This is a genomic window from Roseivirga spongicola, assembly GCF_034376045.1.
In the GTDB taxonomy this organism is placed as follows: Bacteria; Bacteroidota; Bacteroidia; order Cytophagales; family Cyclobacteriaceae; genus Roseivirga; species Roseivirga spongicola.
The window spans coordinates 1,438,033-1,461,023 of sequence record NZ_CP139724.1 but is presented as its reverse complement, the minus strand read 5'-3'; the positions used below and the strand labels follow the sequence as shown (position 1 = coordinate 1,461,023).

The following is a 22,991-nucleotide window of genomic DNA, read 5'->3' as shown; positions in this document are numbered from 1 at the left end:
AAGAGAAAAATGATGTATTGCGAATTAATCGAGAAACTCGATAGGATTAACCTTGGAGGCCAAAAGAGCTGGCCTATATGAGGTAACAATAGTGATAAGCGTAATGCTGACGGCCACTAGCGCAACATCTGTCCAAACTATCTTTACAGGGTAAGCCTGAACCACTGCATTTGCCATGCCCAAACCAACCAAGCCGTAGCGGTCTTGCAAGTAGCAAAGTAAAAGGCCTAACACCATTCCAAAGAAGGCACCAATAAAGGCAATGAGAATTCCTTGTTTTAAGAAGATCTGCCTGACCATTTTCGTAGGTGCGCCAATGGCATAGAGTACAGACATATCTCTCCTTTTTTCTATTGCTAACATTGAAAGAGAGAAGAAAATGTTGAATGAAGCAATGAGGGTGATGAAACTTAACGCAAGATATGTGAAGAGCTTTTCTACCTTAACCGCATTCATAATCTCACTGTGCTGTTGGTCGCTATTGAGAATGGCAAACTTATCTCCTACAATACCTTCTAAAGCCTCTTCAATCTTATCGGCATTAGCATCTGAAGTAAAGTAAACTTCTAAAGCAGTGTAACGATTCTTATAGTCTAATACCTCACTGGCTGCTTCAAACGAAGTTAAAAGAAGCTTTTCGTTAAGCACTTCATCAATATTTACCTGGGCAGCAGGTCTAAGTCTAACTCTTCTCACCGAATTGGTACTTGGCAATGCTCCGGGCCTCAAATTTTTAGGGTAAATAAGTTCGATCTCATAAGCTCCAGTTTCTATCAGAGCCCCTAACTCGTAGTACAACCCTGCGCCAAGAATAGCACTGTTTCTACCTTTATCATCTCTAACTTCAAGGTTGCCACGAACCAAAAATGTATCTAGCTTATTGGTTTCAATGAACGATTGCTCTACACCTCTTAACTGCACCACCGCTTGCTGATCTCGGTGAATGGCCACAGCATTGTCTTCGATTATTCTTGAATAAGATTGTATTCCTTGAACCTGCTGAATCTGGCCTAATTGCTCATCTGTTAAAGAAAACGACTTTCCTTCTAGAGGTACAATCTTGAAATCAGCATCATATGTGCTATAAACCCCTCTGAGAACTTCTCCTAATCCGTTGAAAACTGACAGCACTACGATAAGCGCCATAGTACCTATTGCCACCCCAAACATGGAAATCCAAGAAAGCACTTGAATGAAGTTTTTCTTTTTAGTGGTAGTAAAGTACCGCTTAGCTATAAACGTGGAGACATTCAATCTTCTTCGTCCGTTGGGTCTAGATCAGGAATATCCAATGAATCAATGAGTGAGTCTAGCTTTGAGGCTTGTTCTGCAGTGCTGTCTAAGAAGAAAGCTATTTCAGGAACAATTCTTACCTCTTTGCCTATAGCTCTTCCTAAAGCTCCACGCACCTTAGACTTATTCTCTTCAATAAAACTCACAACCTCATCGGAATGAAGAACTGGAAATACACTCACAAAGATTTTAGCAAACCCGAGATCAGGGCTCATTTCAACATCTGTTATGGTAACCAACTTACCCGAGAACTGTGCTGAAAATTGAAGATGGAAGATTTTGCTAACCTCCTCTTTAATTAGTTTTGAAAATTTTTGCTGTCTTTTTGTAGCCATTGCACAAATATCTGATTTATTGATTGATTTTCCTTCCTTTGCATTTTATACCTTAGCTCGTAGTTAAATTAAGACCATTGCTTAGTTATTTTCGACAAAATGACCCCTTTAGAATATTCGGACTGATTGTCTTATTGTTTCTAACACGGCTCTTCTTTTTTCTGGCTATAGGTACAGAAGCGACTTTCGATCAAATTAAGCTTAATGGTATAGAAACCTACTTTAACGAGGGTGCTGGCCCTCTGTTTCAACTTCTCTCGGCAGGTCTTTCTTTTATACTCAGCAACGCTTATCTCAATGCATCTTTTGCAGCATTGATTATTTTGTGGAATGCTACCTTGTTGAACGCTCTCCTCATAAGAAACTCGGCTTTTGAGGATAACTCTTTTATTCCTTCAGCACTGTACGTTATTCTTATCTCTTTTAATTCAGACAACTTCTTTCTGACTTCCCAACTTTTAGGCACAAGCTTTCTGCTGATTGCCTTCTTATTCTTGCATCAACATTTGAGGTTCAGAAACAGTGACGAAAAAATTCTAAGCATAGGGAGCACTTTGGCTTTAGCCAGTCTATTTCATATTCCTTATATCTGGCTTCTTGTCCTTATTCTCATCCTATTCCTATTCTATTCTGGAACGGTTGGCAGGAGGTATTTACTACTGGTTTGGGGTCTTGCTATGGTCTTGCTACTAGCCTGGCTACCTTTCCTTTATCTAGAAAAAGGTTCTGACTTCTGGGTTCTGTTTTACAAAGGTCTTTCAACCTTTCAGTTTAATAGTACATGGCTTATAAACATAGGTATAGCATTAGCTCTTCCTTTGCTAATAAGCCTGAAAACTAGTGCTAGCAATTTAGCTGGAATGGGAATGACAAACCTACAAATTACGGTGAAGCGAGTTTTTACTTGGATAGGCCTGTTCGGAATATTACATGTGCTCTTTCTTTCTGGAAATTCAGCAAGCAGCACAAACCTGTTGATTGTGTCTTTAAGTTACTTTTTAACAGAACACTTACTGAATACAAAGAAAAAGTGGATGGCTGAACTAACTTTCAGCCTAGTTATCCTACTTATATTCGTAATGCTTTATGTAGGGCCGCTTTACTGACAAGCGATCTTTCCTACTCTTCTTTGGTGTCTACCTCCTTCAAAATCAGTATTCAAGAAAGTATCAACAATTTCAGAAGCCAAATCGAAATCAATAAATCTGGAAGGTATACAAACTATATTAGCATTGTTATGCTGGCGAGCCAATGCCGCCAATTCTGTATTCCATACTAATGCACCTCTAATATCCTGATGTTTGTTCACGGTCATACAAACTCCATTACCACTACCGCAAATAGCAATACCTAATTCAAGGTCACCCTTTTCAACAGCTGTAGCCATTGGGTGCACATAGTCCGGATAATCAGTAGAAGCGTCTGAGTCTGGACCAAAGTCAGTCACATCGAACCCTTTACTTGATAGAATTTTCTTAAGCTCTTCTTTGTATTCGAAACCTGCATGGTCTCCTCCAATTCCTATTTTTCTCATGATTCGTATAGTTCTTTGTCCCTTCTCTTATTTACTCTCTTAGATATGATGATGCTTATTTCATATAGCCCAGATAAAGGCAATGCAATAAGTATTTGACTGAAAACATCGGGCGGTGTTATAACGGCAGAAACCACTAGAATAACTACAATAGCGTGCCTTCTAAATCGCTTCATTAGTTCTGGAGTTACAATACCCGCTTTTGAGAGCATGTAAGAAGCTACTGGCAATTGAAACATTAAACCACAAGCTAAAGCCAAGGTAGAAACTGTACCAAGAATATTAGAAACGTCTGGGATGTTCCGAATTTGATCACTTAGTTGATAGTTGTATAGAAAGTTTATACTTAGTGGAGTTACAATGAAGTAGCCGAATGATACTCCCATGAGAAAAAGGAGAGTTACTACTGCAACAACACCTCTAGAGGCCTTCTTTTCATTAGATCTTAAGCCTGGCTTCACAAATCTCCAGATTTCCCAAAAAGTATAAGGAAAGGCTAAAACTAAGCCTGCCACAAAAGAAGATTTAATATGAACCAAGAACTGACCTTGTAAGGTTCTATTTTGAACCTCAATTCGCATATCATCTATACACAAGGCAGATGAACCAATTAAATCTCCTATTTCACAAAGCTTTCGGTACGTCCAAAAGTCTGAATTAGTTGGCCCCATCACGAGAACATCCCAGAAGAAGTCTTTCGCGATAAAAGCCAGTACAGTGAATACCACAATGGCGAGAACTGATCGCACTAGGTGCCATCTTAGCTCTTCCAGATGATCCAGAAAGCCCATTTCCTTCTCATCTTCATCAAAAAGTTGATCTAGTGCCAATTATGCTTTGAATAAAGGATAGGTACCCATCCAATCGTTAACTTCTTTCCTTACTGAGGCAAGGCTTGCTTCATTTTCAGGAGCAGCCAGTACCTTATCTATTAAGTCTACTATTCTCTCCATATCTGATTCAACAAAGCCTCTAGTGGTTATAGCTGCTGTGCCAATTCTCATTCCAGAGGTAACAAAAGGTGACTTATCATCGAATGGCACCATATTCTTGTTAATAGTGATATCTGCTTGACCAAGCGCTGCTTCAGCCAATTTTCCACTCAATCCCTTAGACCTAAGGTCTATCAACATCAGGTGATTATCTGTTCCTCCAGATATTAGATCATATCCTTTCCTTACAAAAGATTCGGCCATTACCTGAGCATTCTTTTTCACCTGAATAATGTAAGACATATAGTCATCACTCAAAGCTTCTCCAAAAGCTACAGCCTTCGCTGCAATAACGTGCTCTAGTGGGCCGCCTTGAGTTCCAGGGAAAACACCACCATCTAATAATTGAGACATCATCTTTACCTGACCTTTTGGAGTAGAATGACCCCAAGGGTTTTCAAAATCCTCTCCCATCATAATTAAACCTCCTCTAGGTCCACGGAGGGTTTTATGAGTGGTGGTGGTTACAATATGACAATGCTCAAGCGGATCATTCAAAAGACCACGAGCAATTAATCCTGAAGGATGAGAAATATCAGCCAACAGAATAGCTCCAACAGAATCTGCTATTTCACGAAGCCTCACATAATCCCAGTCTCTACTATATGCCGAGGCTCCACAGATAATCATCTGAGGTTTTTCCTTTTTAGCAGTTTCTTCTACCTTGTTCCAATCGATAAGGCCTGTCTCTTTTTCTACACCATAGAAGAATGGTTGATAGAGTTTTCCAGAAAAGTTTACTGTTGATCCGTGGGTTAAATGCCCTCCGTGAGATAGGTCGAAACCTAAGATTTTATCGCCTGGGTTCAAACAGGCTAACATAACAGCAGCATTGGCCTGAGCTCCAGAGTGTGGTTGGACATTAGCCCAAACCGCTCCGAACAACTCCTTAATTCTATCTATGGCAATGTTTTCTACTTCATCTACAACTTCACAACCGCCATAATATCTTTTACCCGGTAAGCCTTCAGCATACTTATTTGTGAGCACTGAACCCATTGCATGCATTACATCATCAGAAACAAAATTCTCAGAAGCAATAAGCTCGATACCTTTTGTTTGTCTTTCCTTTTCTTTGCTGATTAAATCAAAGATTAAACTGTCTTTGGCCATTTTTAGATGTTTGTGCCAAAAATAGCTGATGGCTATTGAATTAACAATTGATAGAAAGCAAGTTATTGAACAGAACTAGGCTTGCTTGTATTTCTGTTGCTTTAAACTTAGCACTTCGAAGATAGAACCTATCACTTGGGCTTGAGTAAATGGTTTTCCGATGTAACCATCAAGCTTATGATTCTTGATGCCCTCCATTACCTCATCGTAAGAAAAGGTAGTATAAGCCATAATAGGAATTGGGGATGAGTGAAACTTCTCGGTTTCGCGAATTAGGTCTGTAGCCTTAAATCCATCTATAACAGGCATATGTAAATCCATCAGAATTAAATCAATCTTCTCCTGATTATAGACTTTCAGCCCTTCTTTAGCAGAAATTGCTCGAAAACAAGTGGCTCCGAATTTTGAAAGCGTTTTTTCAGCTACAATAAGGTTAATGGGACTATCGTCTACGATAAGAACATTTTGCTCAGCTAAAATCGAGGCAGACTTAGACTTCTTCAGTTGTTGAGCTCCTCCATCAGTCTCTTCGAGAGACTGAATTTTGTTATCAATTAAGTAGTACGATCGCATTCCCATAACTTCACCCTTGTATCAATTAGTGATTGGAAAAAGCAATTGTCACCCATTTCCAACAAATTATTTTTAACTTTCTCCCGAGATATAATCATACCCAGATTTGTTATTCTCATTAGTAGTAATTTTCTATAAAAACCTATGCCTGAAAAAAATTTGAAAAAATTTCACTCTCCTTTGGGTGACATTTCAACTTTAAAATCACTAAAGAGAAGAGAGCATGAGTGAAAACTCGTTGATCTTGCGGCTTAAAGCTGGTGATAAGGAAGCCCTAGAGGAAATTTATCGGAAGTTTCGACCAAGTTTCATCAAATGGATTACTTACTCACATAAATGTAGTTACGAGCAGGCAATTGACATTTTTCAATACGCCATTCTCTCCTTCTATGAAAACGTTCTAGAAGATGTAATCGAGGAAATGAATGACGCTGGAATAAAAACTTATTTGTATTCCATTGGCAAAAACAAGCTGTTATCCGACTCTAGAAGAGACTCTAAACTTTCTTTTAACGAAGAATATGAAGATCATCTTCTTCTAGAAGAGCTTGATGAGACCCAACAAGATTCCGATTCAAAAATTAATCAGATAAAAAGCGTTATTGAAAACCTCCAAAACCCGTGTGCTGATATTTTAAGACTGTTCTACTTTAACAATCTTTCTAACGATGAGATCGCTGAAATACTAGGTTACAAGAATGGGAACACGGTGAAAAACTTGAAGTACAAGTGCATTCAAAGAATTAAGAGACTGTTACAATAAAGACATGAGTGATTTTGAATTGATTGAAGAATATCTATCCGGAAAGCTTTCTCCGGAAGAGAAACGTAAGTTTAGAAGTAGGCTTCTGAACGATCCTGCATTCAATCAAGAATTTCAGGAATTAAAAGAAATTCGTCTTCAAGTAAGGCAAAGCGCTCGCAACGACATTAAATCCTTTTTCGATGGAATTGAGACCTCTATCGAAAAAGGTAAAACAACCAAAGATCAGACTGTTATGAAAAAAGTAATTTCAATTGCTGCTAGCCTTGTGCTAATAGCTGCCATTAGCTACATTGGGCTAAGAGACTTTAATAGCCCTCCGTCAAATCAAGAGCTTTTTAATCAACACTTTACTTCTTACAATAGCCTTACAGGCCAAGTAAGGGGTACTGCTGAAGAAAATTTATCTTTAGAAGATAAAGCATTCATGGCTTTTGACGCAAAAGACTTTTATGCATCAGAGGAAATGTTAACCTCTTTAGTAGCTGCTGAACCAAGTGCTATGAACTATTTCTACTTAGGAGCTAGTCAACTTGAACTCGGAAAAGCAGAAGAAGCCATCAAAAACTTAAATACCGTAATCAACAACTATTCTGGATTTAAAGCACAATCTGAATGGTATCTTGCTTTAGCTCACTTGAAAAATAATGATGAAGACGCTACGATAGGTTCTTTAGCCAATGTTATTACTAGAGAATCTGAGTATAAAGAGAAAGCAAAATCTCTTCTAGAAGAAATGGGATACACTCTCAATACAGATGATATGGATAGTGGTCCTGTAATTATTGTTGTAAGAAAGCCTCCAGGGAACCCTGACGCTCAAGATGATGCACCTGATGGCTCTAGCAATTTTGATGAGGATACCCGTGGTCGTAGATTATTCCAGTATGGAATAGTTTCAGATATGGCTGGTGAAAAAAGTTACAGCTTTATGACAGATCAGCCTATCGATAACTTAGGAGAAGGTGATTTAGCACTATTTGTAGTTGTCGAAAGAAAATTCAGAAGGTTCAGAGGAAGATCTGGAGATGGACTTGATGGAAGAGCTTTTATCCTAGATAAGTATTAAGATACTCTCTAATCACACACATGCACGCGAGAAAAGGAGTCCTATTGGATTCCTTTTCTTTTTTTATACCAAAAGATCATGATAATCAGAATTGAAGCACTAGCCATTAATAAAATAGCCAAGCCTAAATTCCTCTTTAAAAAACTCTCCTCAAACTCTATATTCTGACCAAGGTGAATAAAACTAGCCCAATAATAAGGGTGACTTAAATATGAATCGCCTTCTTTAATGTAATCTAATTTCACTTGACGGAGCGATGAATTCAAATCTAATCCATTGTTTAAAAAATTATTATAGAAGTCAACCATTTGTGAAGAGGTAGTTCTATCATTAACCTCCCAAAGGCTCATTACAATATTAGGTACACCCACAATAGCAAACCCTCTTGCAATACTAAATGTCCCTTCTCCTGATTCAATTTGACCCTTGCCGCTTTCACAAGCACTGAGAACAGCTAATTGAGCTCTTATATTTGCTAAGTAGAGTTGGTTAGTGTTTAAAACACTGTCTTTACCATTAAAAATTAGACTAGATTGAAACCTATTTGAGCTATCCGCTTTTCCGTGTACTGCCAAATGAATTATGTCATAGTCTTTGGCATCGGACAGAAATCTTTCTCTAGAGCCTTCAGCTCCTAAATAATAGTCTCCGTCAAAACTAGCGTCTAAGAACTGAATCTCCCTTTCTGTCCCTGGCAGAGATGATAAGCTTGACGAGCCGGAGTTTGTGTTCAAAGACTCACTAAAGCCCATACCCAATATTTTGGATTCCTTTTTAATAGAAGATCTTTCACTTTCTTTTCTATTAGAAGAAATCAGATATCGAATATTGAAGGACTTGATCAGATAGTCAAAGTCCCAATAAGTTTTGCCCTCACCATTGTCTTGCAAAAATGCCTCAAACGGTACTCTTGTAAGGAATTCATCAGGAACTATTATCAACTCATTGACAGACCCAGACATTTTCTCGAGTGTAGGCTCTAATAAACGCTTATACAGGTTATATGCATATTTCCGGTAGTCAGTTAAGTCTGTTTCGAAACGCTCATAATCGGGTGGGGTTGATACAATCTCTAAAAAACCTTCTAAACTCTCTTCCAGCAGTTGATCATTGGATGTTTTATCGAAAAATATATCTCCTTCATTATTCAAGCCAAAGGCAAATACATTCTTTTGACCATAGAAATACTCAATTAAAATAGACCTATCCTTTATATCTGGAGCGATAATAGCCGCTGACTTTTCTGAACCATTCAATTCAAAATTTTCTGAAATACTATCTCGCAAAGACTCTGTTTGAGTTTCAAGGTTTATTATTTGATCGCTTAATCTCAATACTGAGTCACCAGTAACTGAGTTATCTAAAGCATTATAGAGCTGCACCTTAAGGTTTTCTAGCCTAGCCGAGCTTTTATAATATTCTTCTTTTAACCCAAGGGGAATATCAGAGCTTGTAAACTCCTTGTAGTCTTTTTCTTGTTCTAAAAAAAGGTTGGACTTACTTCTTTGAGCATACTCAAAGGCTCTTCTGGCATATTTGTTCTCCCCTGTGAGTCGATATAACTTAAAACAAGCCTCTATACCCGTCTCATACATATCTTTAAAGAACTGACTCAAAAAGAGTTTCCCATCAGACTTATATAGATCCTCTCTATTTGCTCTTATTTTCTCATCAGTTTTATCGACATACTCAATTACCGACTCAAGTGATCTTTGTTGATTTTGACCACCATTATTTAATATGGCACTAGACTTCTTTTTTAGTAAAGTCAGCGACTCTAAAGAAAAACGTGAAATGCTATCTGTTTTGGGAAACTCCAATATAGGATCAGTATATTTCAACTCTGTATTCCTAAGGGCACTATCATAACTAATAAGGGCGTCTTCCCATTGACCCTCCTGTACATAAAAGTCTCCGATATATCGATAGCAATTGATTAATGCTGTGCTAGGGAATTCTACAATTCCCTTCATTTCATCTAAAGACTTGCGATAATTCTCAAGGGCTAATTCTCTTTTTTCAAGTCTATAGAGATTAATTCCTACATTTAAATAGGCAGTCGCTCGCGCTATTTTATGGTTTCTCTGTGACTGCTCATCAAAAGAAGAAACTTTTACGTTCAAAAACTCCTGAAAATAAGAGAGAGCCCTTTCATGATCTCCAATCTCCTCATGAATTAGACCCGCTAGAGAGATCATAGTTAGATAAGAACGTGGATTAATTCTACTTTCATTAGATTGGAGGTATTCCTCAACAATTTGAAGTGATTTCAAAAATTGATCTTTATTAAACAGAGCTAAAGCAAGATCGAAGTACACTTCTGCGTATCTATCCTTATTTTTAATTTTCGATCTATTCTGATTAAAAAACTTATAATTGCTAATAGCGTAAGCTAAGGCAATTTCATATTCTCCCTTTTGAGTATAGATATCTGGATAGTCTTCTAATAAATATATAAGCCTCTGTGGGTTTGGATCCTTCTTTTGCTCTTCACTCTCCCAATCAAAGCGGATATCTATATATTTCTGTACGGTATCAATACTCTTGTTGGAATACAGGTAACCATAAAACTTGTACTCTAACAAGTCTCTATACTTTGAACTATCATAAGATTCAGACTTCTGGTAAAGAATCTGAGCAGAATCTAAATAGTCAGTAGCCCTATAAAAATCTGAACCCACATGAGCCACTTGACCATATGATAAGTATGTTTTGAACCATAGAAAGTTTTCGATTGGTATTTCATTTCTAAGCAACACCGAGGCCTGATCCAGACTATTGAAAGCTGTATCCACTGGATAGATTATTCTTTCTATATCAGCTTTTTCTATTAGTGCATTAATAGCCAACTCATAATTACCAGCATCTTTAGCAGAATTATAAATGGAATTGTACTCCTCGATTGTAGCCAAATAATTTGTTATCGCCTCGTCTGTGCGCCCCTTGCCAATTGCAGATTTAGCCTTATTGTGAAAATCTATCGCCTTAGAAAAAGGAGACGTGTCTCTGATGTATTTCGCTTTTCTATTTCCAAAATCTTGAGACCTTATGGAAAGACATAAGACCATTAACGAGCAAAAAGTTATTGCCCTGATTATACATGCCTTATTAACTTGATAAGTAAACATTATTTTTGTGTTGAGGCGAACTACTTTAATATAATAACAAAGACTGCAGCGAACAAGAACTCACGTAATCCGCCTAACAAACGAGCAAAATTATTGGTTTCTAGCACATGAAGTTTACCGTAAAGACAAAAGTAGGTCAATCATTTATAAATGTGAAAAACGGTTTTAACGATGACCTCTTAAGCAGGCTCAGTCCACCTTTTCCAAAAGTCACTCTAAAAAGGTATGATGGTTCCAAACCGGGAGATATTGTAAGCTTAGAACTAAATTTTTTTCTCTTTAAACAGACATGGACAAGTAAAATAGTTGCTGAATCCGAAATAGAGGGAGAATACTACTTTATTGATGAAGGAGTGAAATTACCTCATGGCCTCGTCTTCTGGAGACACAAACACCTAATCAAACAATTGAGTAACGGTACGGAAATCCAAGATATAGTAGAATTCAAGAGCTACAATGACATCTTAACCTTTATGATATATCCATTTATACTTTCACAGTTTATTTACAGGAAGCCTTTATACAAAAGGATATTCGGCAAAAACTAAGGGTGAACATATATCGTATGTGTTCTTAATACAGTCAAATCAAAGAACTCATGAAAGGAAAATTACTTACTCTGGCTCTGGCAGTCCTCTGTTTTCAGGCCGTTGCTCAAAACCCTCTTGGGTTCTCATTATCTGATGGCAAAGGTTATGTAGAATTAAGCTTTCGAGAAGAAAGTAACTTAATAGTAGTTCCCATTGTACTTAATGGTAAAGGGCCATTCAACTTCATTCTAGACACTGGTTCGGAATCAGGTTTGGTCTTTGATCGGTGGGTTATAGGAGAGAATAACTTGGTTAACGCACGCGAAATTCCCGTCTATGCTTCGAACGGTAACAAGGTTACAGACTTGCTAGTAGCAAGCGACCTTAATATAAAGATGACAGGTGTAGAGGCGTCACAACAAACCATGCTCGTACTTAAAGAAAACAATTTGGACATTAAGGGTATGCTAGGCATTGATGCCCATGGTATTCTTGGGTCAGAGTTATTCAACAGATTTGTTGTTGAAATAGATTATGAAGAAGAAAGAATAAGGCTTTATGACCATAGTAAATTTAAAGCTCCGAAAGGCTATAAAAAGGTAAAGATCGATGTTAAGGGTTTTAGGCCTTACATAATCACAGAAATAAAGCAGAAAGGTCAAAAGAAGATAAAAGCCAGCTTATTAATTGATACTGGAGCCAGCAGCGCTATATTCTTGGATGAACAAAGGCATGATGAAATTGTCCTCCCAAGAAAAACAATAGAACACACGTTGGGTAGCAGTATTACGGGTAGCCTAGAAGGAAAAATTGGAAGAGTCCAAAAGGTTAACATAGGCGGAAAATTTACGTTCAGAAAAGTGCTAACCTCATTTCCACAGGATTGGAAGATACAGAAAAACTTGACGGATGATGATGGCTCCATAATAAGGTATGGAACTATTGGCTCGGATGTTTTATCAAAGTTCAACATTATATACGACTATGCTAATGAAGTCGCTTACTTTAAGAAAGAGAAAAATTATAGAGAAGAGTTCAAGTTCAATAGAGCTGGTTTCACTTTTGTAGCACAAGGTAAAGAGCTAAATGAGTATGTTGTAAGCTCTATAATACCTAACTCACCAGCTGAAGAAGTCTCTTTAGAAACAGGAGACGAAATAATTGCAATTTCGGGAAAGCCTGTTTTCTTCTTTTCGATGTCTGAGATGAATGGTCTCTTGCGAGGAGATCCCGGCTCAACCTTAGAGCTAATAATTAAGAGAAACGGGAACCTGTACAGAAAAAGTATTCGATTAAGAAGAATGATTTAATATAAAAGGGCTACTCAAATGAGCAGCCCTTTGTACTTTAATGCAATCTCCAAATTACTTCGGATCTAATATGTCATTTACCCTTACAAGAGCATCTTCCAAATGGATTTTGCTCATTCTATCTGATGTTCTTGAAATGGCAGATCTGATAGATGACTGAAGTGCTTTGAGTTCGGCTCTTGCAATTGGTCTAATATCAGACTGAGAAGCATCAATACTATTGCCAAACCTAGAGTTTGATTCATCTTCTGTCAATAATTCACCAAGTCTTTCAATATGTGCTCTTTGTAAGTTTCGTCTATATGTATCAATAGCCTTACCCACTCTCAACTCTGACCAAATACCATTTCTGATGTCAGCAGTTAATTCTAAGATGCTATAAGCTTCAGAGCCATTCAGAGTAGAGTTCTCTATTACTCTACCAAGTTTACCCCACCCTAATAAATCATTAAGGGTAGAAGCTTGTAAAGATCTCATGCTTTCAACCGCACCATAATCTTGAAGTCTACCAATAATTTCGTTGTCCAACATCCACATTGGTGTGTTAAACAATTCATCATTTAAGAACTTAACAGCTTCTTTTTGCTTAGCCTTTGGAGCGTGAGTATAAACTAGACCATCCTGATCGGCAGTTTTGTAATCTTCTTTCACACCACCAACATATCTTCTTACATGACCCATGTATCTGTTGAACTGAGAGCGAACCTCACCATACATTTCTTCAAGTTCAGTATAGTCAGAGCCCTGAACGTAGGTCCAATCACGAACATTAGAAACAATTCTCTTAAGGTTAGCAATACCATAAGCACTAGCCTTCATGGCATCATCTCCTAAATCTTCACTTTGAGCAGTATAGTCATTAGAGTTACCTTGACGCCCGAATCTGTAAAGAGGATCTCCTTTCTTATCTTCAATCCATTTTCTCAATGTAGGAAGTTCAGCTTCTGGAGAGTTTGCATCCAAAATAGGTCTATAACCCCATGCAATTGAATACTTATCGTACTCTCCAATCTCTGGCATAAGTGCCACACCTTTATCTTCTGGCTGAGCCACATAGTTGAATCTGGCATAGTCCATGATAGATGGTGCTGTACCCATTCTTTGCGTAAATTCAGCAGACCTCAAAGAGTCTACAGGATATGCATTACTAGAACCGAAGTTGTGAGGAAGACCAAGTGTGTGACCTACCTCATGAGAAGAAACGAATCTGATCAAACGACCCATTACTTCATCATCAAACTCTGGAGATTGTGCTCTTGGGTTGATAGCCGCAGTCTGAACGAAGAACCATCTTCTCAAAAGAGTCATTACATTGTGATACCAGTTAATGTCTGACTCAAGAATTTCACCCGAACGAGGATCAGAAACGTGAGGACCATTAGCATTTGGAATTGGAGAGGCTAAGTATCTTACGGTAGAGTATCTTACATCTTCCGGACTCCAATCTGGATCTTCCTCTTTAGACGGTGCTTCTTTAGCAATGATAGCATCTTTGAAACCAGCGGCCTCAAAAGCTACTTGCCAATCTTCTACTCCTTGCTTAATGTATTTTACCCATTTGTCTGGGGTAGCTCTATCGATATAATAAACAATCTGCTTCTTAGGCACAACAAGCTCTCCTCTTCTGAACTTGTCCATATCTTCTTCCTTAACCTCAAGTCTCCATCTGTCTAAGTATCTTACTGTCTTAGACTGTTGAACATCTAGGCCATAGTCTGTAGTACCTCTAGCAAACCAACCTACTCTTCTATCGAAAAGTCTTCTTTGCATAGGCACTTTAGGTAGAAGAATCATTGAGTTACTCATTTCAACAGTAATTGACTCATCTGCACTAGAAGAAGGAGAATTACCTGCGAAATAAGTTTTTACATGTCTTAGTTCAATATTCTCTGGGTAAGCACTTACTCTAGTGATATAAGAACGATCGTTATCCAATCTTGTCACTCTGTAAGCACTTCTGTAGTAACCAGGAAGACCCATAGTTTTATTATCGCTAGACATCAATGAAGTAGCGTCTATTACACTACCTGCTGAATCTTTAGCGATAGCTTTGATCGGGAATGAAGCTAATATTGGTGCGAAGTTAGAGTTCTCTACAGCCTCTGCAATTGGCAAAGAATCTGCAGCGGTTACTTGAGTAGAGATAATTCTAAGCAAAATCTTATCACCCTCTTTCTGCCATCTAAGCATTTGAGTGTTAGTTTTACCTCCACCAAAACCAATGCCTGATGCAGTTTTTGCAATTCTGGTAACCATTAGCATGTCTCTATTCAACAAGCTATCAGAAATTTCAAAGTAGTACTTATCGTCTAGCTTATGTACATTGAATAAACCTTCATCAGTTTCGGCATCTTTGGTGATTACCTTACTGAAAGGCTGAATTCCTCCTTTTTTCTCAGGGGCTTTTTGAGTCTGAGTAGCAGCTTTTTTAGCAGCTTCTTCCTCTTGCTTTTTTCTTTCTCTTCTGCTCTGAGCATCTGCATTGGATAACCCAATCATCATCAGCACTAGAAGGATCAGGCTGGTTAAGCCCTTTCTAGTAATTTTCATTGATTTCATATTACAGTTATTTGTCTATTTGAATTGTCGATAGGATTTCAAACTTAATCCAAAAAGTACTATAAATTTTTCGTTTTATTTAAGTGGTTGAAAAAGCATTCTGTTCGTGAAAGAAATAATTGTAGTAGGTGGTGGGTTAGCAGGCTTAATTTCATCGATAGAGCTAGCCCAATCTGGTTATTTAGTTACCCTATTTGAAAAGAAAAAATACCCTTTTCACAGAGTATGTGGAGAATATATTTCTAATGAAGTAGCTCCATACTTTTCTGCCAACCAATTATTGCCAGATCTAGAATTACCTCAAATTCAGCAATTTGAGCTCTCATCAATAAGAGGAAAGTCATTACAAATGCCCTTAGACCTAGGTGGCTTTGGTCTAAGCCGCTTTGCACTAGACCAGCACTTAGTTAATAAGGCATCTGCACTAGGGGTTCAAGTACATGAGCAAACCACCATTCTTAGTTGTGTTTTCTCGGGTGGAAAGTTTCTCATAGAAACGTCAATCGGAAGACAATTTGAGTCTGACTTGGTGATTGGTGCGTATGGAAAAAATTCAATTCTAGATAAAAAGCTTAGCAGGGAATTCACTTCAAAAAGGTCACCTTTTCTCGGAGTGAAATATCATGTAAAAACAGATGCTCCAAAAAACACGGTAAGCCTCCACAACTTTGAAGGAGGTTATTGCGGCTTCAGCGCCATTGAAGATGGAAAGTACAACCTCTGTTACCTTGGTTCTAGGAGTGTTCTGAAGAAGTACGGAAGCATTGCTGAAATGGAAGAAAATGTGCTTTGTAAAAATCCTCAGCTTAGGCACTTATTCAAAAACTCAGACTTCCTTTTCGATAAGCCAGAAGTAATTAATGAGTTCAGCTTTGCTCCAAAAAAGCTTATTGAAAATCACATTCTAATGGCTGGCGATGCTGCAGGGCTCATCACCCCACTTTGCGGTAACGGTATGGCCATGGCCATTCATAGTGGAAAAATCTTGGCCGATTTAATCAAAGTTTACTGGGCTGGAGATTCGCTGAAAAGAACAGAACTAGAAAATGCCTACCTCAACGAATGGAACTCCCTGTTCAAAAAAAGACTCTGGGTAGGAAGACAAACTCAAAAACTGTTCGGCACAAAATTTAGCTCAGAATTGGCTGTTGGCTTAGTTCAGTCTGTTCGGCCTTTGGCCAAAAGAATAATGAAGAATACACACGGAGAGCCTTTTCAGTAAGCACCTGCCACATTCAATATTCCCGAGGAGTTGAGAAAGAAATAGAGGAAGAACCCCCCCAAACAAGTAGCGCTGATAAAATTCAAGCGCATGGTGTTTTTGAAGTCGGCAGCCGTTGCACTCTTTCTCACTTGTAAATACCACCAGCCGAAAAACAATAGAACTGGCGATAAGGCCAGCAAAAAGTGAAGTCCGTATTTCAATTCGTGATAACTAGCAAAATACCAAACGTATGAGGCTGAAGCAATTGCAAAGCAAATGGCCGTGAAGTGAAATGTTCCCAAAACTCCGAGCTTAATAGAGAGGGTGATATCACCTCTTTTGGAATCTTCTTCATGTTGGTAAACCTGTGTCATTGGGTAAGAGCCCCAAAGAATTGCGGAAGCCAAAAAGCCTGGTATCAATATGTGAGGTTTAAAAATGCTGGTAAAACTGAAATCATTCAAGCCAATATAGACTAACCAAACCACCCAAGCACCTTGAAAGAAGCCAGCGATTAGCCAGCTCAGTAGCGGATACTTTTTCAGTCGTACCGAAGGGTGACTGTATGCACGAGAAACCAAAACATAGACCAAAAGCATAGCGGCCAAGGTCCAGTTTCTTTGAAAGAAATAAAGCGCCAGAAAAAGGCCTATGGTATCGAAGGCCTGAGCAATAAAAAACACATTCTTATCTACCTTGGGCGGATTCTTAAGTCCTCCAATGCTTCCCTCGTCTTTATCGAAGTAGCTATTGAATGCATTGCTAGCTGGGTAAACAAACAAGTGCAGTATAACAAATAGCCAAAGTAGACCAGACTCGTTTAGGTTGGGACTCAACGAGATGGCAAACAAGAAAATTGGCAGTAGAAAATAAGAGAAAGGAATGCGTAAGTGAAGCCAGGTTGCCTTTTTGAACATATTCAGATTTTGTCTGAACAATTTAGCACAAAACGACTATTATAGAATGTGAGTAGTAATATAATCTCCATTGGCCTGGCCAATCCTAAACACTGCATTGAGCAACACAACGTTTTCGAATTTATGGGTCAAGCTCATGGTTTGGAAGGTTCGGCACTTACCAGACTTAAAGCACTTTATCGAGCGTCTGGCATTAAAAAGAGATATTCCGTAATCAACGATTACCAGTCGGCAGATCAATCTCAGTGGACTTTCTACCCTACAAATAAAGCGTTGGAGCCCTTCCCAACAACTGATGATAGAGCTAAACTTTATAGAAAAGAAGCTCAGAGTTTATCAGCGCAAGCGGCTAAAAATGCTTTCAACCATGCCAATCTTTCATTCCAAGATATTACTCATCTTATCACCATTAGTTGCACGGGTATGTATGCTCCAGGTTTAGACATAGACCTAATCCATCAGCTGGGGCTCAAGACTTCTGTAGAACGGACTTGCGTAAACTTTATGGGTTGTTATGCAGCTTTTACTGGCATTAAGCTGGGCGACCAAATTTGCAGAGCTAACCCAAAGGCCAAAGTGCTCATTGTGGCTACCGAACTTTGTACCATCCATTTTCAAAAAGGAGCAGATGATGATAATCTCTTGGCCAATGCCATTTTTGGTGACGGTTCTGCGGCAGTAATCATGTCGGCAGAAAAGACCGACTCAAAGAATAACTTAGTGCTTAGTCCGACAGGGTTCCTAAATGAAATATACCCTGAGGGCTCTTCCGAAATGGCCTGGAACATTGGCAACTTTGGTTTCGAGATGAAATTGAGTGCTTACGTACCATCACTCATTGAAAAAGGAATTGGCGAGTTAGTAAATAGGCTTAAAAGCCAATCAGCTACAGAGACCATCAATCACTTTGCATTTCACCCAGGAGGGAAACGAATCTTGGAAGTAATTGAGTCGGAACTTGAGCTGAGTAAAGAAGCCGATTGGGCAGGTAGAACCGTTTTAGAGAATTATGGTAACATGTCTTCACCCACTATTTTATTCGTAATAAAACAGCTATGGGATAGCCTTACGACCGAAAATAGAAACGAAAGCATTCTCTCCCTCGCCTTTGGGCCTGGCCTAACCATGGAATCAATGCTTCTCAGGGTTTGCTGATTGCTTAAACTGCCGATTGTAGAGTAAAAACTTCCCTAGGTTAGGGTTTGCATTGAGTAACCTATTCTGTTTACGCCTAAAAAATTGATGACTAGCCGACTGCGAACTTTTGGAATAAGTAATCTTTTGAGGAAACATTGGTTGCCCGTAAGCATCTAAAAAGATTTCCCTTTTCAGACTATCATCAGGCCCTAAAACAATAAATGGCGATGAATAATATAACGCATGTTTATTGATTGCATTTTCAATTGAATCTACTTCCGCTTGAGTTGGCAAAAACAATTCTCTGTTGAAAGGATAGTAGGCTAAGGGATTCTTATACTCAGAAACCACCTTTAGAATAAACGCCTGTGCCTCTTTCTGTTGATTGTTTTGAGCTTCAGCGGCAGACACCCCCAAAGTGAAAAACACAAAACATATCAACAATCGCTTCATTATAGCATCAATTTAATCATTATGTTTAATCAATAGAATGAGCGGAAAGTTTAAAAATAGAACCTACGAAGAAGAATTAATGGACGACCTAGCGGCTAGCGGTCCCGTTATTTCTCAAACCTTGAAAGAGTTAGAAACCATTAACAAATGGCTGGGAGGAAACTTTGTAACCATAGACGGCATTGTAAAGCTCATTAGAAGGCGAAACCCTGAAAAGCTGGTTATTGCCGACTTAGGCTGCGGTGGTGGAGACATTCTCAAACTCGTAGCACATTGGGCTTCCAAAAAGAACCTCAATGTGGAATTAGTGGGCTTTGACGCCAACCCTCATATCATTGAGTATGCCCGAGAAAACTGTAAAGAGTTCAGCAACATTCGGTTCGAAGTACAGGATATATTCTCTAAAGAATTCCAACAGCGAGAGTTCGATATCATTCTCTGCACGCTCTTTACGCACCATTTTACAGAAAAACAGCTGACAGGTATTTTCAAGCAATTCAAGTCTCAAGCGAAAATTGGAGTAGTCATTAACGACTTACACAGACATCCGCTGGCTTATCATTCAATCAAGCTGCTGGTGAACCTATTCTCCAAATCGGAAATGGTGAAGAACGATGGACCTCTTTCTGTGCTTCGAGCTTTCAAAAGAAAAGAGCTGGTTCAGCTGATGAACGATGCAGAAATTGGCCGATTCACCCTCCAATGGATGTGGGCCTTTAGGTGGCAGTTGGTTTTTTGACACATTTGAATGTCAAAATATTCCTTTCTACTTTTTCAATAAGAATCTGCCACGCTTTATATCCATGTATAGTTGAATTGGCCCCTTATGTCTCAACGACATCCAAAGGGCAATCAAAAGGGTTAGGCCGAAGATTAGACCAATAACTATTACTGTATTCATATCTGATGTTGTTTTCTCGATTTAAACTCTAAGTGCTAATATTTTTGAATTGACAAATTCATGTAAATCCGAATAGTCTTTTGTAACACTTTCGCTTGAAAGCAAACATCTTTCAATTGAATTGAATGTGCGTATTATTCAATTAAACTACTCAATGCAAACCTAAATTAATGGTGGAAGAAAATAGGGCTTGCAAAAAATGTTGAGCATTTTTTTGGTAGGGACGATCTTACCAAACCCAACTCACTTTATCCTCAATAGGATTTCTTCTGCCTTGAGGTGCGAAGCCTTCCATTACGTTACCTACGAATAGAAAGCCGAGGAACTTATCGTTTTCTCCTAACCCGAAAAAGGCTTTGGCTTCAGGGTAGAAAGTCACGCCTCCTGTTCCCCAATAACAACCTACACCGTAAGCGGTGGCAGTGAGATACATATTTTGGACTGCCATAGATACCGCGGCTACTTCCTCCACTTCTGGTACAAAGCCTCTTTCATCGCGCTTCATGCCAATGGCAATTACATGCGATGCAGTTAATGGCTTGGTAGCCAACTTTTCAAAAGTAGCTTCATTGAAATTTCCGTTTCGGGTAGAAACCTCTCTGTAAAGGTTCGACTGAAACTCACCCAACTTTTTCAAACCTTCACCTTTGAAAACCATAAATCGCCAAGGCTCAGTCAGCTTGTGAGTTGGCGCCCAATTAGCATTCTCCAACATCTCTTTAATGATGGCATCGTCAACCGGCTCATCAGTATATTGCGCAGGATAAATAGAACGTCTGTTTCTTATTAAATCGTTAACCGATTGGGTATCGAACTTTGTCATATCAGTGTTTGAATTTCAGGTTTAAGCCCACATAAAAACTTCTTTCCGGGGCAGGTTGGAAATATCTTTGTCCAAAAGCATTCAGGTCGTTGCCTAAACTATATTGCTTGTTGAACAAGTTGTTCACTCCTACAAAAAACTCGTAATCCGTTTTTGGAGTTCCTCGTTGGTAACCAATTCTAGTATGGAGTACCTGATAAGCCTCGGAGTAAACAGTGTTCTCATCATTTAAAGGAATTTCATCCGAATATTGGTAAGTCAAGTTGGCGTAAAAACAGCTTCTTAGGCTGAAGTCGGTCATCAGAGAAAGCACATTCGGTGCAGTACCAGTCAAGGCATTTCCGCTCAAGTCATCTCCCCTATCTACATATTCTTTGAACTCAAAATCGTGATGCGTGTAGGCCAATCGGCTGTTGAAGCTGGTAAAGCTTGCGGAAGGCTGAGTGAGCCAATTCCACTGAAGTGCAGCTTCCAAACCCTTTTGGTCTATCTGACCAGAGTTTTGAAATAGCACTACCCCATTACCATCAGTTCCTGTGGTAATGGACTCATCCAGATTGAACATGAACAGTGCCACATCATAAGAAAGCCTTCTGTTTACTGCGGCACCGCGAATATTCAGCTCATAGTTAATGCCAATCTCTGGCTGTAAGGCTGTGTTAATGCTACCTTCATTGGTGCGCACTTCCGTGGTGGTTGGTGGAGAATAGCCATGCGATACCGACAAGTGTGTGCTGAAGTTTTCGGCCCAAGTCTTACTCAAGGCCACTCTTGGACTAAACACTCGATCGAATTCTTTTTTGAATTGGCCAGGTGAATTATTGATTTTATCTTCCACCCGATTGATATCATAATCAATGTGATTTAAACTAGCGCCAACTGTGAGCTTCAGGCTTTCGGTCAGGTTCAACTTAACATCGGCAAACCAGAAAGAAAGCTTATTGGTTAGTTCATCTCTAAAACGAATGGTGTCCGCTTCGCCCGCCACATTCCCGAAATTACTACCATCGAAGTAGGCTACCTGAAACTCGTTTCCATAAGTAACAGAAGATTTTCGGCCTAAAAAGCTAAAATCATTCTCTAGCTGAATACGAAAGCCCACACTGTTTTCTTGGTCTCGTTTATAATCTAGGTTGAAAGGATTCTCAAAGTTGCGGTTGTAGAAATAGGCATTTACATCGCTGCGGAAGTTTTCTGAAAACTCATATTCCTGCCCTCCACGGATAATGAAATACTGATGATCGATTGAGGCATTGAAGGCCTCGCTGCCCGGTCTGGCTTGTCTTCTGTTTTCAGCGAGTTGAGTTGGGTTTAGGCCTCCGGGAATTTCATAAAATAGGTCGGAATAAAGGATTGAAGCCGAATAAGTCTTGCGTTCGTTGGCGAAATGCAGCAAATCAACTTCTGCCACATGCCTTTGCATTGCGTTGTGATCGCGGTATCCATCGCTGGTTTGAAAAGCATACTTACCGGTGATGCTCGTTTTTTCGCCTAACCAGTTTGACTTAACGCTGGAGCGGAAGCTTCCGAAAGAACCAGCCGTGAGCCCCACTTCTGTAGCATTGGAAAGCTGAGACAAGTTGGTGCTTTGGAGTTTGATCACTCCACCATTTCCGGCACCGTAAGCACTGGCCGCAGGTCCTTTAATGATTTCCATATTACCGACATTCGCCAAATCGAGCAGATTCAGAAATGTGTTTCCACCTGGTTCTGTAAATGGAATACCATTCCAATAAACCTTTACATTCCTCACTCCAAATGGCGAACGAATGGAGCTTCCACGAATGGATATCCGATAGCTGGCACCAGCTCTTTCTTCGAACCGCACTCCTGGAACCGTATTTACTGCCGAAACCAAAGAGAAATTATCGAATCTATTTAAATCCTTCGGCTCAAGTCGGGCAATGCCTCCTGCTGTTTTGGAAAGCTTTTCATTATCGGTAAAACCTTCAACCACCACTTCATTCAGGTTTTTTACATTGGCTTCCAGAATTACTTTTTGAGTTTGATTCGGCTTGCCCAAAACCTGCTTTGTTTGAAAATTAACATGCTGAATGGTGAGCAGTTCTGCCGCTTCAATCCCTAAGCTTAGTCTTCCTTCCGTGTCTGAAACTCCGCTCATACCCGATTCACTCAGCACGGTGGCCGCTTCTATAGGCTTAAACTGTTCATCAAGGATTATTAAACTGGTTTGGCCATGAATTGCCAGTGGTGTAAAAGCGCAAAGGCAAACCAGTAGGATTAAATAAGAACTTCTTAAATTCATGGATATTCTTTCTATGCCGTGAGTTGGACGAACAGGCGAATGAAGTCGGTTTTTCTCACTTTACAAACGGCAATTTCATTTATCGGTTAAA

General features: G+C 39.2%; 21 protein-coding genes. 8 read left to right on the top strand and 13 right to left on the bottom strand.

Features of this window, described 5'->3' with window-relative positions:
• Positions 1-24: 24 nt before the first annotated feature.
• Together T7867_RS06580 and rbfA are read right to left on the bottom strand one after the other, a co-directional pair.
• Positions 25-1,254 (bottom strand): ABC transporter permease, encoded by a 1,230-nt coding sequence (locus T7867_RS06580; RefSeq protein WP_273276107.1) that lies wholly within the window; start codon positions 1,252-1,254, stop codon positions 25-27.
• Positions 1,251-1,628: a 30S ribosome-binding factor RbfA gene (gene rbfA / locus T7867_RS06575; RefSeq protein WP_068217047.1), complete on the bottom strand. Its 378-nt coding sequence runs from the start codon at positions 1,626-1,628 to the stop codon at positions 1,251-1,253. Before rbfA ends, T7867_RS06580 begins: the two co-directional genes overlap by 4 nt.
• Before the next feature lie 77 nt (positions 1,629-1,705).
• Between rbfA and T7867_RS06570 the strand changes: the two genes are divergently transcribed.
• On the top strand, positions 1,706-2,734 hold the full coding sequence (locus T7867_RS06570; protein WP_273514420.1) for a DUF6427 family protein: 1,029 nt from the start codon (positions 1,706-1,708) through the stop codon (positions 2,732-2,734).
• On the opposite strand, the gene rpiB is transcribed toward T7867_RS06570, so the two are convergent.
• From rpiB to T7867_RS06550, 4 genes are all read right to left on the bottom strand, one after another.
• Positions 2,728-3,165, bottom strand: coding sequence for a ribose 5-phosphate isomerase B (rpiB, locus tag T7867_RS06565; protein WP_068217043.1), 438 nt, complete (start codon positions 3,163-3,165; stop codon positions 2,728-2,730). The two genes, T7867_RS06570 and rpiB, sit on opposite strands and share 7 nt — an antisense overlap.
• Positions 3,159-3,992 (bottom strand): twin-arginine translocase subunit TatC, encoded by an 834-nt coding sequence (tatC, locus tag T7867_RS06560; RefSeq protein ID WP_273514421.1) that lies wholly within the window; start codon positions 3,990-3,992, stop codon positions 3,159-3,161. The genes rpiB and tatC overlap by 7 nt, the downstream gene beginning before the upstream one ends.
• Complete coding sequence (gene glyA / locus T7867_RS06555; protein WP_322299985.1) at positions 3,993-5,267, bottom strand: serine hydroxymethyltransferase; 1,275 nt, start codon at positions 5,265-5,267, stop codon at positions 3,993-3,995.
• A 75-nt stretch (positions 5,268-5,342) separates the two neighbouring features.
• Positions 5,343-5,840, bottom strand: a complete 498-nt coding sequence (locus tag T7867_RS06550) for a response regulator (protein WP_157717527.1) — start codon at positions 5,838-5,840, stop codon at positions 5,343-5,345.
• Positions 5,841-6,063: 223 nt separating this feature from the next.
• Between T7867_RS06550 and T7867_RS06545 the strand changes: the two genes are divergently transcribed.
• Positions 6,064-6,603, top strand: a complete 540-nt coding sequence (locus T7867_RS06545) for an RNA polymerase sigma factor (RefSeq protein WP_288340456.1) — start codon at positions 6,064-6,066, stop codon at positions 6,601-6,603.
• Between the two features lie 4 nt (positions 6,604-6,607).
• The gene (locus tag T7867_RS06540) at positions 6,608-7,672 is read left to right on the top strand and encodes a tetratricopeptide repeat protein (protein WP_322299984.1); all 1,065 of its coding nucleotides are present in this window, start codon (positions 6,608-6,610) and stop codon (positions 7,670-7,672) included.
• 41 nt (positions 7,673-7,713) lie between these two features.
• Here the strand turns inward: T7867_RS06540 and T7867_RS06535 are convergent, their stop codons facing one another.
• Entirely contained in the window at positions 7,714-10,800 is a 3,087-nt protein-coding gene (locus T7867_RS06535; protein ID WP_322299983.1) for a CHAT domain-containing protein, read from the bottom strand.
• Between the two features lie 107 nt (positions 10,801-10,907).
• On the opposite strand from T7867_RS06535, the gene T7867_RS06530 reads away from it, so the two are divergent.
• Complete coding sequence (locus T7867_RS06530; RefSeq protein ID WP_322299982.1) at positions 10,908-11,348, top strand: SRPBCC family protein; 441 nt, start codon at positions 10,908-10,910, stop codon at positions 11,346-11,348.
• A 50-nt stretch (positions 11,349-11,398) separates the two neighbouring features.
• Positions 11,399-12,640, top strand: a complete 1,242-nt coding sequence (locus T7867_RS06525) for an aspartyl protease family protein (protein WP_322299981.1) — start codon at positions 11,399-11,401, stop codon at positions 12,638-12,640.
• A 54-nt stretch (positions 12,641-12,694) separates the two neighbouring features.
• On the opposite strand, the gene T7867_RS06520 is transcribed toward T7867_RS06525, so the two are convergent.
• On the bottom strand, positions 12,695-15,190 hold the full coding sequence (locus T7867_RS06520) for a zinc-dependent metalloprotease (protein WP_322299980.1): 2,496 nt from the start codon (positions 15,188-15,190) through the stop codon (positions 12,695-12,697).
• A gap of 115 nt (positions 15,191-15,305) precedes the next feature.
• On the opposite strand from T7867_RS06520, the gene T7867_RS06515 reads away from it, so the two are divergent.
• The gene (locus T7867_RS06515) at positions 15,306-16,421 is read left to right on the top strand and encodes an NAD(P)/FAD-dependent oxidoreductase (protein WP_068217024.1); all 1,116 of its coding nucleotides are present in this window, start codon (positions 15,306-15,308) and stop codon (positions 16,419-16,421) included.
• Here T7867_RS06515 and T7867_RS06510 read toward each other — a convergent pair.
• On the bottom strand, positions 16,415-17,320 hold the full coding sequence (locus tag T7867_RS06510; protein WP_068217021.1) for a UbiA family prenyltransferase: 906 nt from the start codon (positions 17,318-17,320) through the stop codon (positions 16,415-16,417). The two genes, T7867_RS06515 and T7867_RS06510, sit on opposite strands and share 7 nt — an antisense overlap.
• Before the next feature lie 48 nt (positions 17,321-17,368).
• Between T7867_RS06510 and T7867_RS06505 the strand changes: the two genes are divergently transcribed.
• Positions 17,369-18,475 (top strand): type III polyketide synthase, encoded by a 1,107-nt coding sequence (locus T7867_RS06505; RefSeq protein WP_068217020.1) that lies wholly within the window; start codon positions 17,369-17,371, stop codon positions 18,473-18,475.
• Here the strand turns inward: T7867_RS06505 and T7867_RS06500 are convergent.
• Positions 18,452-18,910 (bottom strand): hypothetical protein, encoded by a 459-nt coding sequence (locus T7867_RS06500; protein WP_157717526.1) that lies wholly within the window; start codon positions 18,908-18,910, stop codon positions 18,452-18,454. The two genes, T7867_RS06505 and T7867_RS06500, sit on opposite strands and share 24 nt — an antisense overlap.
• 37 nt (positions 18,911-18,947) lie before the next feature.
• On the opposite strand from T7867_RS06500, the gene T7867_RS06495 reads away from it, so the two are divergent.
• The gene (locus T7867_RS06495; RefSeq protein ID WP_068217015.1) at positions 18,948-19,649 is read left to right on the top strand and encodes a methyltransferase domain-containing protein; all 702 of its coding nucleotides are present in this window, start codon (positions 18,948-18,950) and stop codon (positions 19,647-19,649) included.
• 27 nt (positions 19,650-19,676) lie between these two features.
• On the opposite strand, the gene T7867_RS06490 is transcribed toward T7867_RS06495, so the two are convergent.
• The 3 genes from T7867_RS06490 to T7867_RS06480 all read right to left on the bottom strand — a co-directional run bounded on the left by T7867_RS06490 (position 19,677) and on the right by T7867_RS06480 (position 22,900).
• Complete coding sequence (locus tag T7867_RS06490) at positions 19,677-19,811, bottom strand: hypothetical protein (RefSeq protein ID WP_262501393.1); 135 nt, start codon at positions 19,809-19,811, stop codon at positions 19,677-19,679.
• 229 nt (positions 19,812-20,040) lie between these two features.
• Entirely contained in the window at positions 20,041-20,634 is a 594-nt protein-coding gene (locus T7867_RS06485; RefSeq protein WP_068217013.1) for a nitroreductase family protein, read from the bottom strand.
• A 1-nt stretch (position 20,635) separates the two neighbouring features.
• Complete coding sequence (locus tag T7867_RS06480) at positions 20,636-22,900, bottom strand: TonB-dependent receptor family protein (protein ID WP_068217011.1); 2,265 nt, start codon at positions 22,898-22,900, stop codon at positions 20,636-20,638.
• Between the last annotated feature and the right edge of the window lie 91 nt (positions 22,901-22,991).

Bases quoted from the DNA above. Each gene is read 5' to 3' on its own strand.
- rbfA (WP_068217047.1), bottom strand. From the start codon at position 1,628: ATGGCTACAAAAAGACAGCAAAAATTTTCAAAACTAATTAAAGAGGAG.
- glyA (WP_322299985.1), bottom strand. From the start codon at position 5,267: ATGGCCAAAGACAGTTTAATCTTTGATTTAATCAGCAAAGAAAAGGAA.
- T7867_RS06550 (WP_157717527.1), bottom strand. From the start codon at position 5,840: ATGCGATCGTACTACTTAATTGATAACAAAATTCAGTCTCTCGAAGAG.
- T7867_RS06545 (WP_288340456.1), top strand. From the start codon at position 6,064: ATGAGTGAAAACTCGTTGATCTTGCGGCTTAAAGCTGGTGATAAGGAA.
- T7867_RS06540 (WP_322299984.1), top strand. From the start codon at position 6,608: ATGAGTGATTTTGAATTGATTGAAGAATATCTATCCGGAAAGCTTTCT.
- T7867_RS06535 (WP_322299983.1), bottom strand. From the start codon at position 10,800: ATGTTTACTTATCAAGTTAATAAGGCATGTATAATCAGGGCAATAACT.
- T7867_RS06530 (WP_322299982.1), top strand. From the start codon at position 10,908: ATGAAGTTTACCGTAAAGACAAAAGTAGGTCAATCATTTATAAATGTG.
- T7867_RS06525 (WP_322299981.1), top strand. From the start codon at position 11,399: ATGAAAGGAAAATTACTTACTCTGGCTCTGGCAGTCCTCTGTTTTCAG.
- T7867_RS06520 (WP_322299980.1), bottom strand. From the start codon at position 15,190: ATGAAAATTACTAGAAAGGGCTTAACCAGCCTGATCCTTCTAGTGCTG.
- T7867_RS06510 (WP_068217021.1), bottom strand. From the start codon at position 17,320: ATGTTCAAAAAGGCAACCTGGCTTCACTTACGCATTCCTTTCTCTTAT.
- T7867_RS06500 (WP_157717526.1), bottom strand. From the start codon at position 18,910: ATGAAGCGATTGTTGATATGTTTTGTGTTTTTCACTTTGGGGGTGTCT.
- T7867_RS06495 (WP_068217015.1), top strand. From the start codon at position 18,948: ATGAGCGGAAAGTTTAAAAATAGAACCTACGAAGAAGAATTAATGGAC.
- T7867_RS06490 (WP_262501393.1), bottom strand. From the start codon at position 19,811: ATGAATACAGTAATAGTTATTGGTCTAATCTTCGGCCTAACCCTTTTG.
- T7867_RS06485 (WP_068217013.1), bottom strand. From the start codon at position 20,634: ATGACAAAGTTCGATACCCAATCGGTTAACGATTTAATAAGAAACAGA.
- T7867_RS06480 (WP_068217011.1), bottom strand. From the start codon at position 22,900: ATGAATTTAAGAAGTTCTTATTTAATCCTACTGGTTTGCCTTTGCGCT.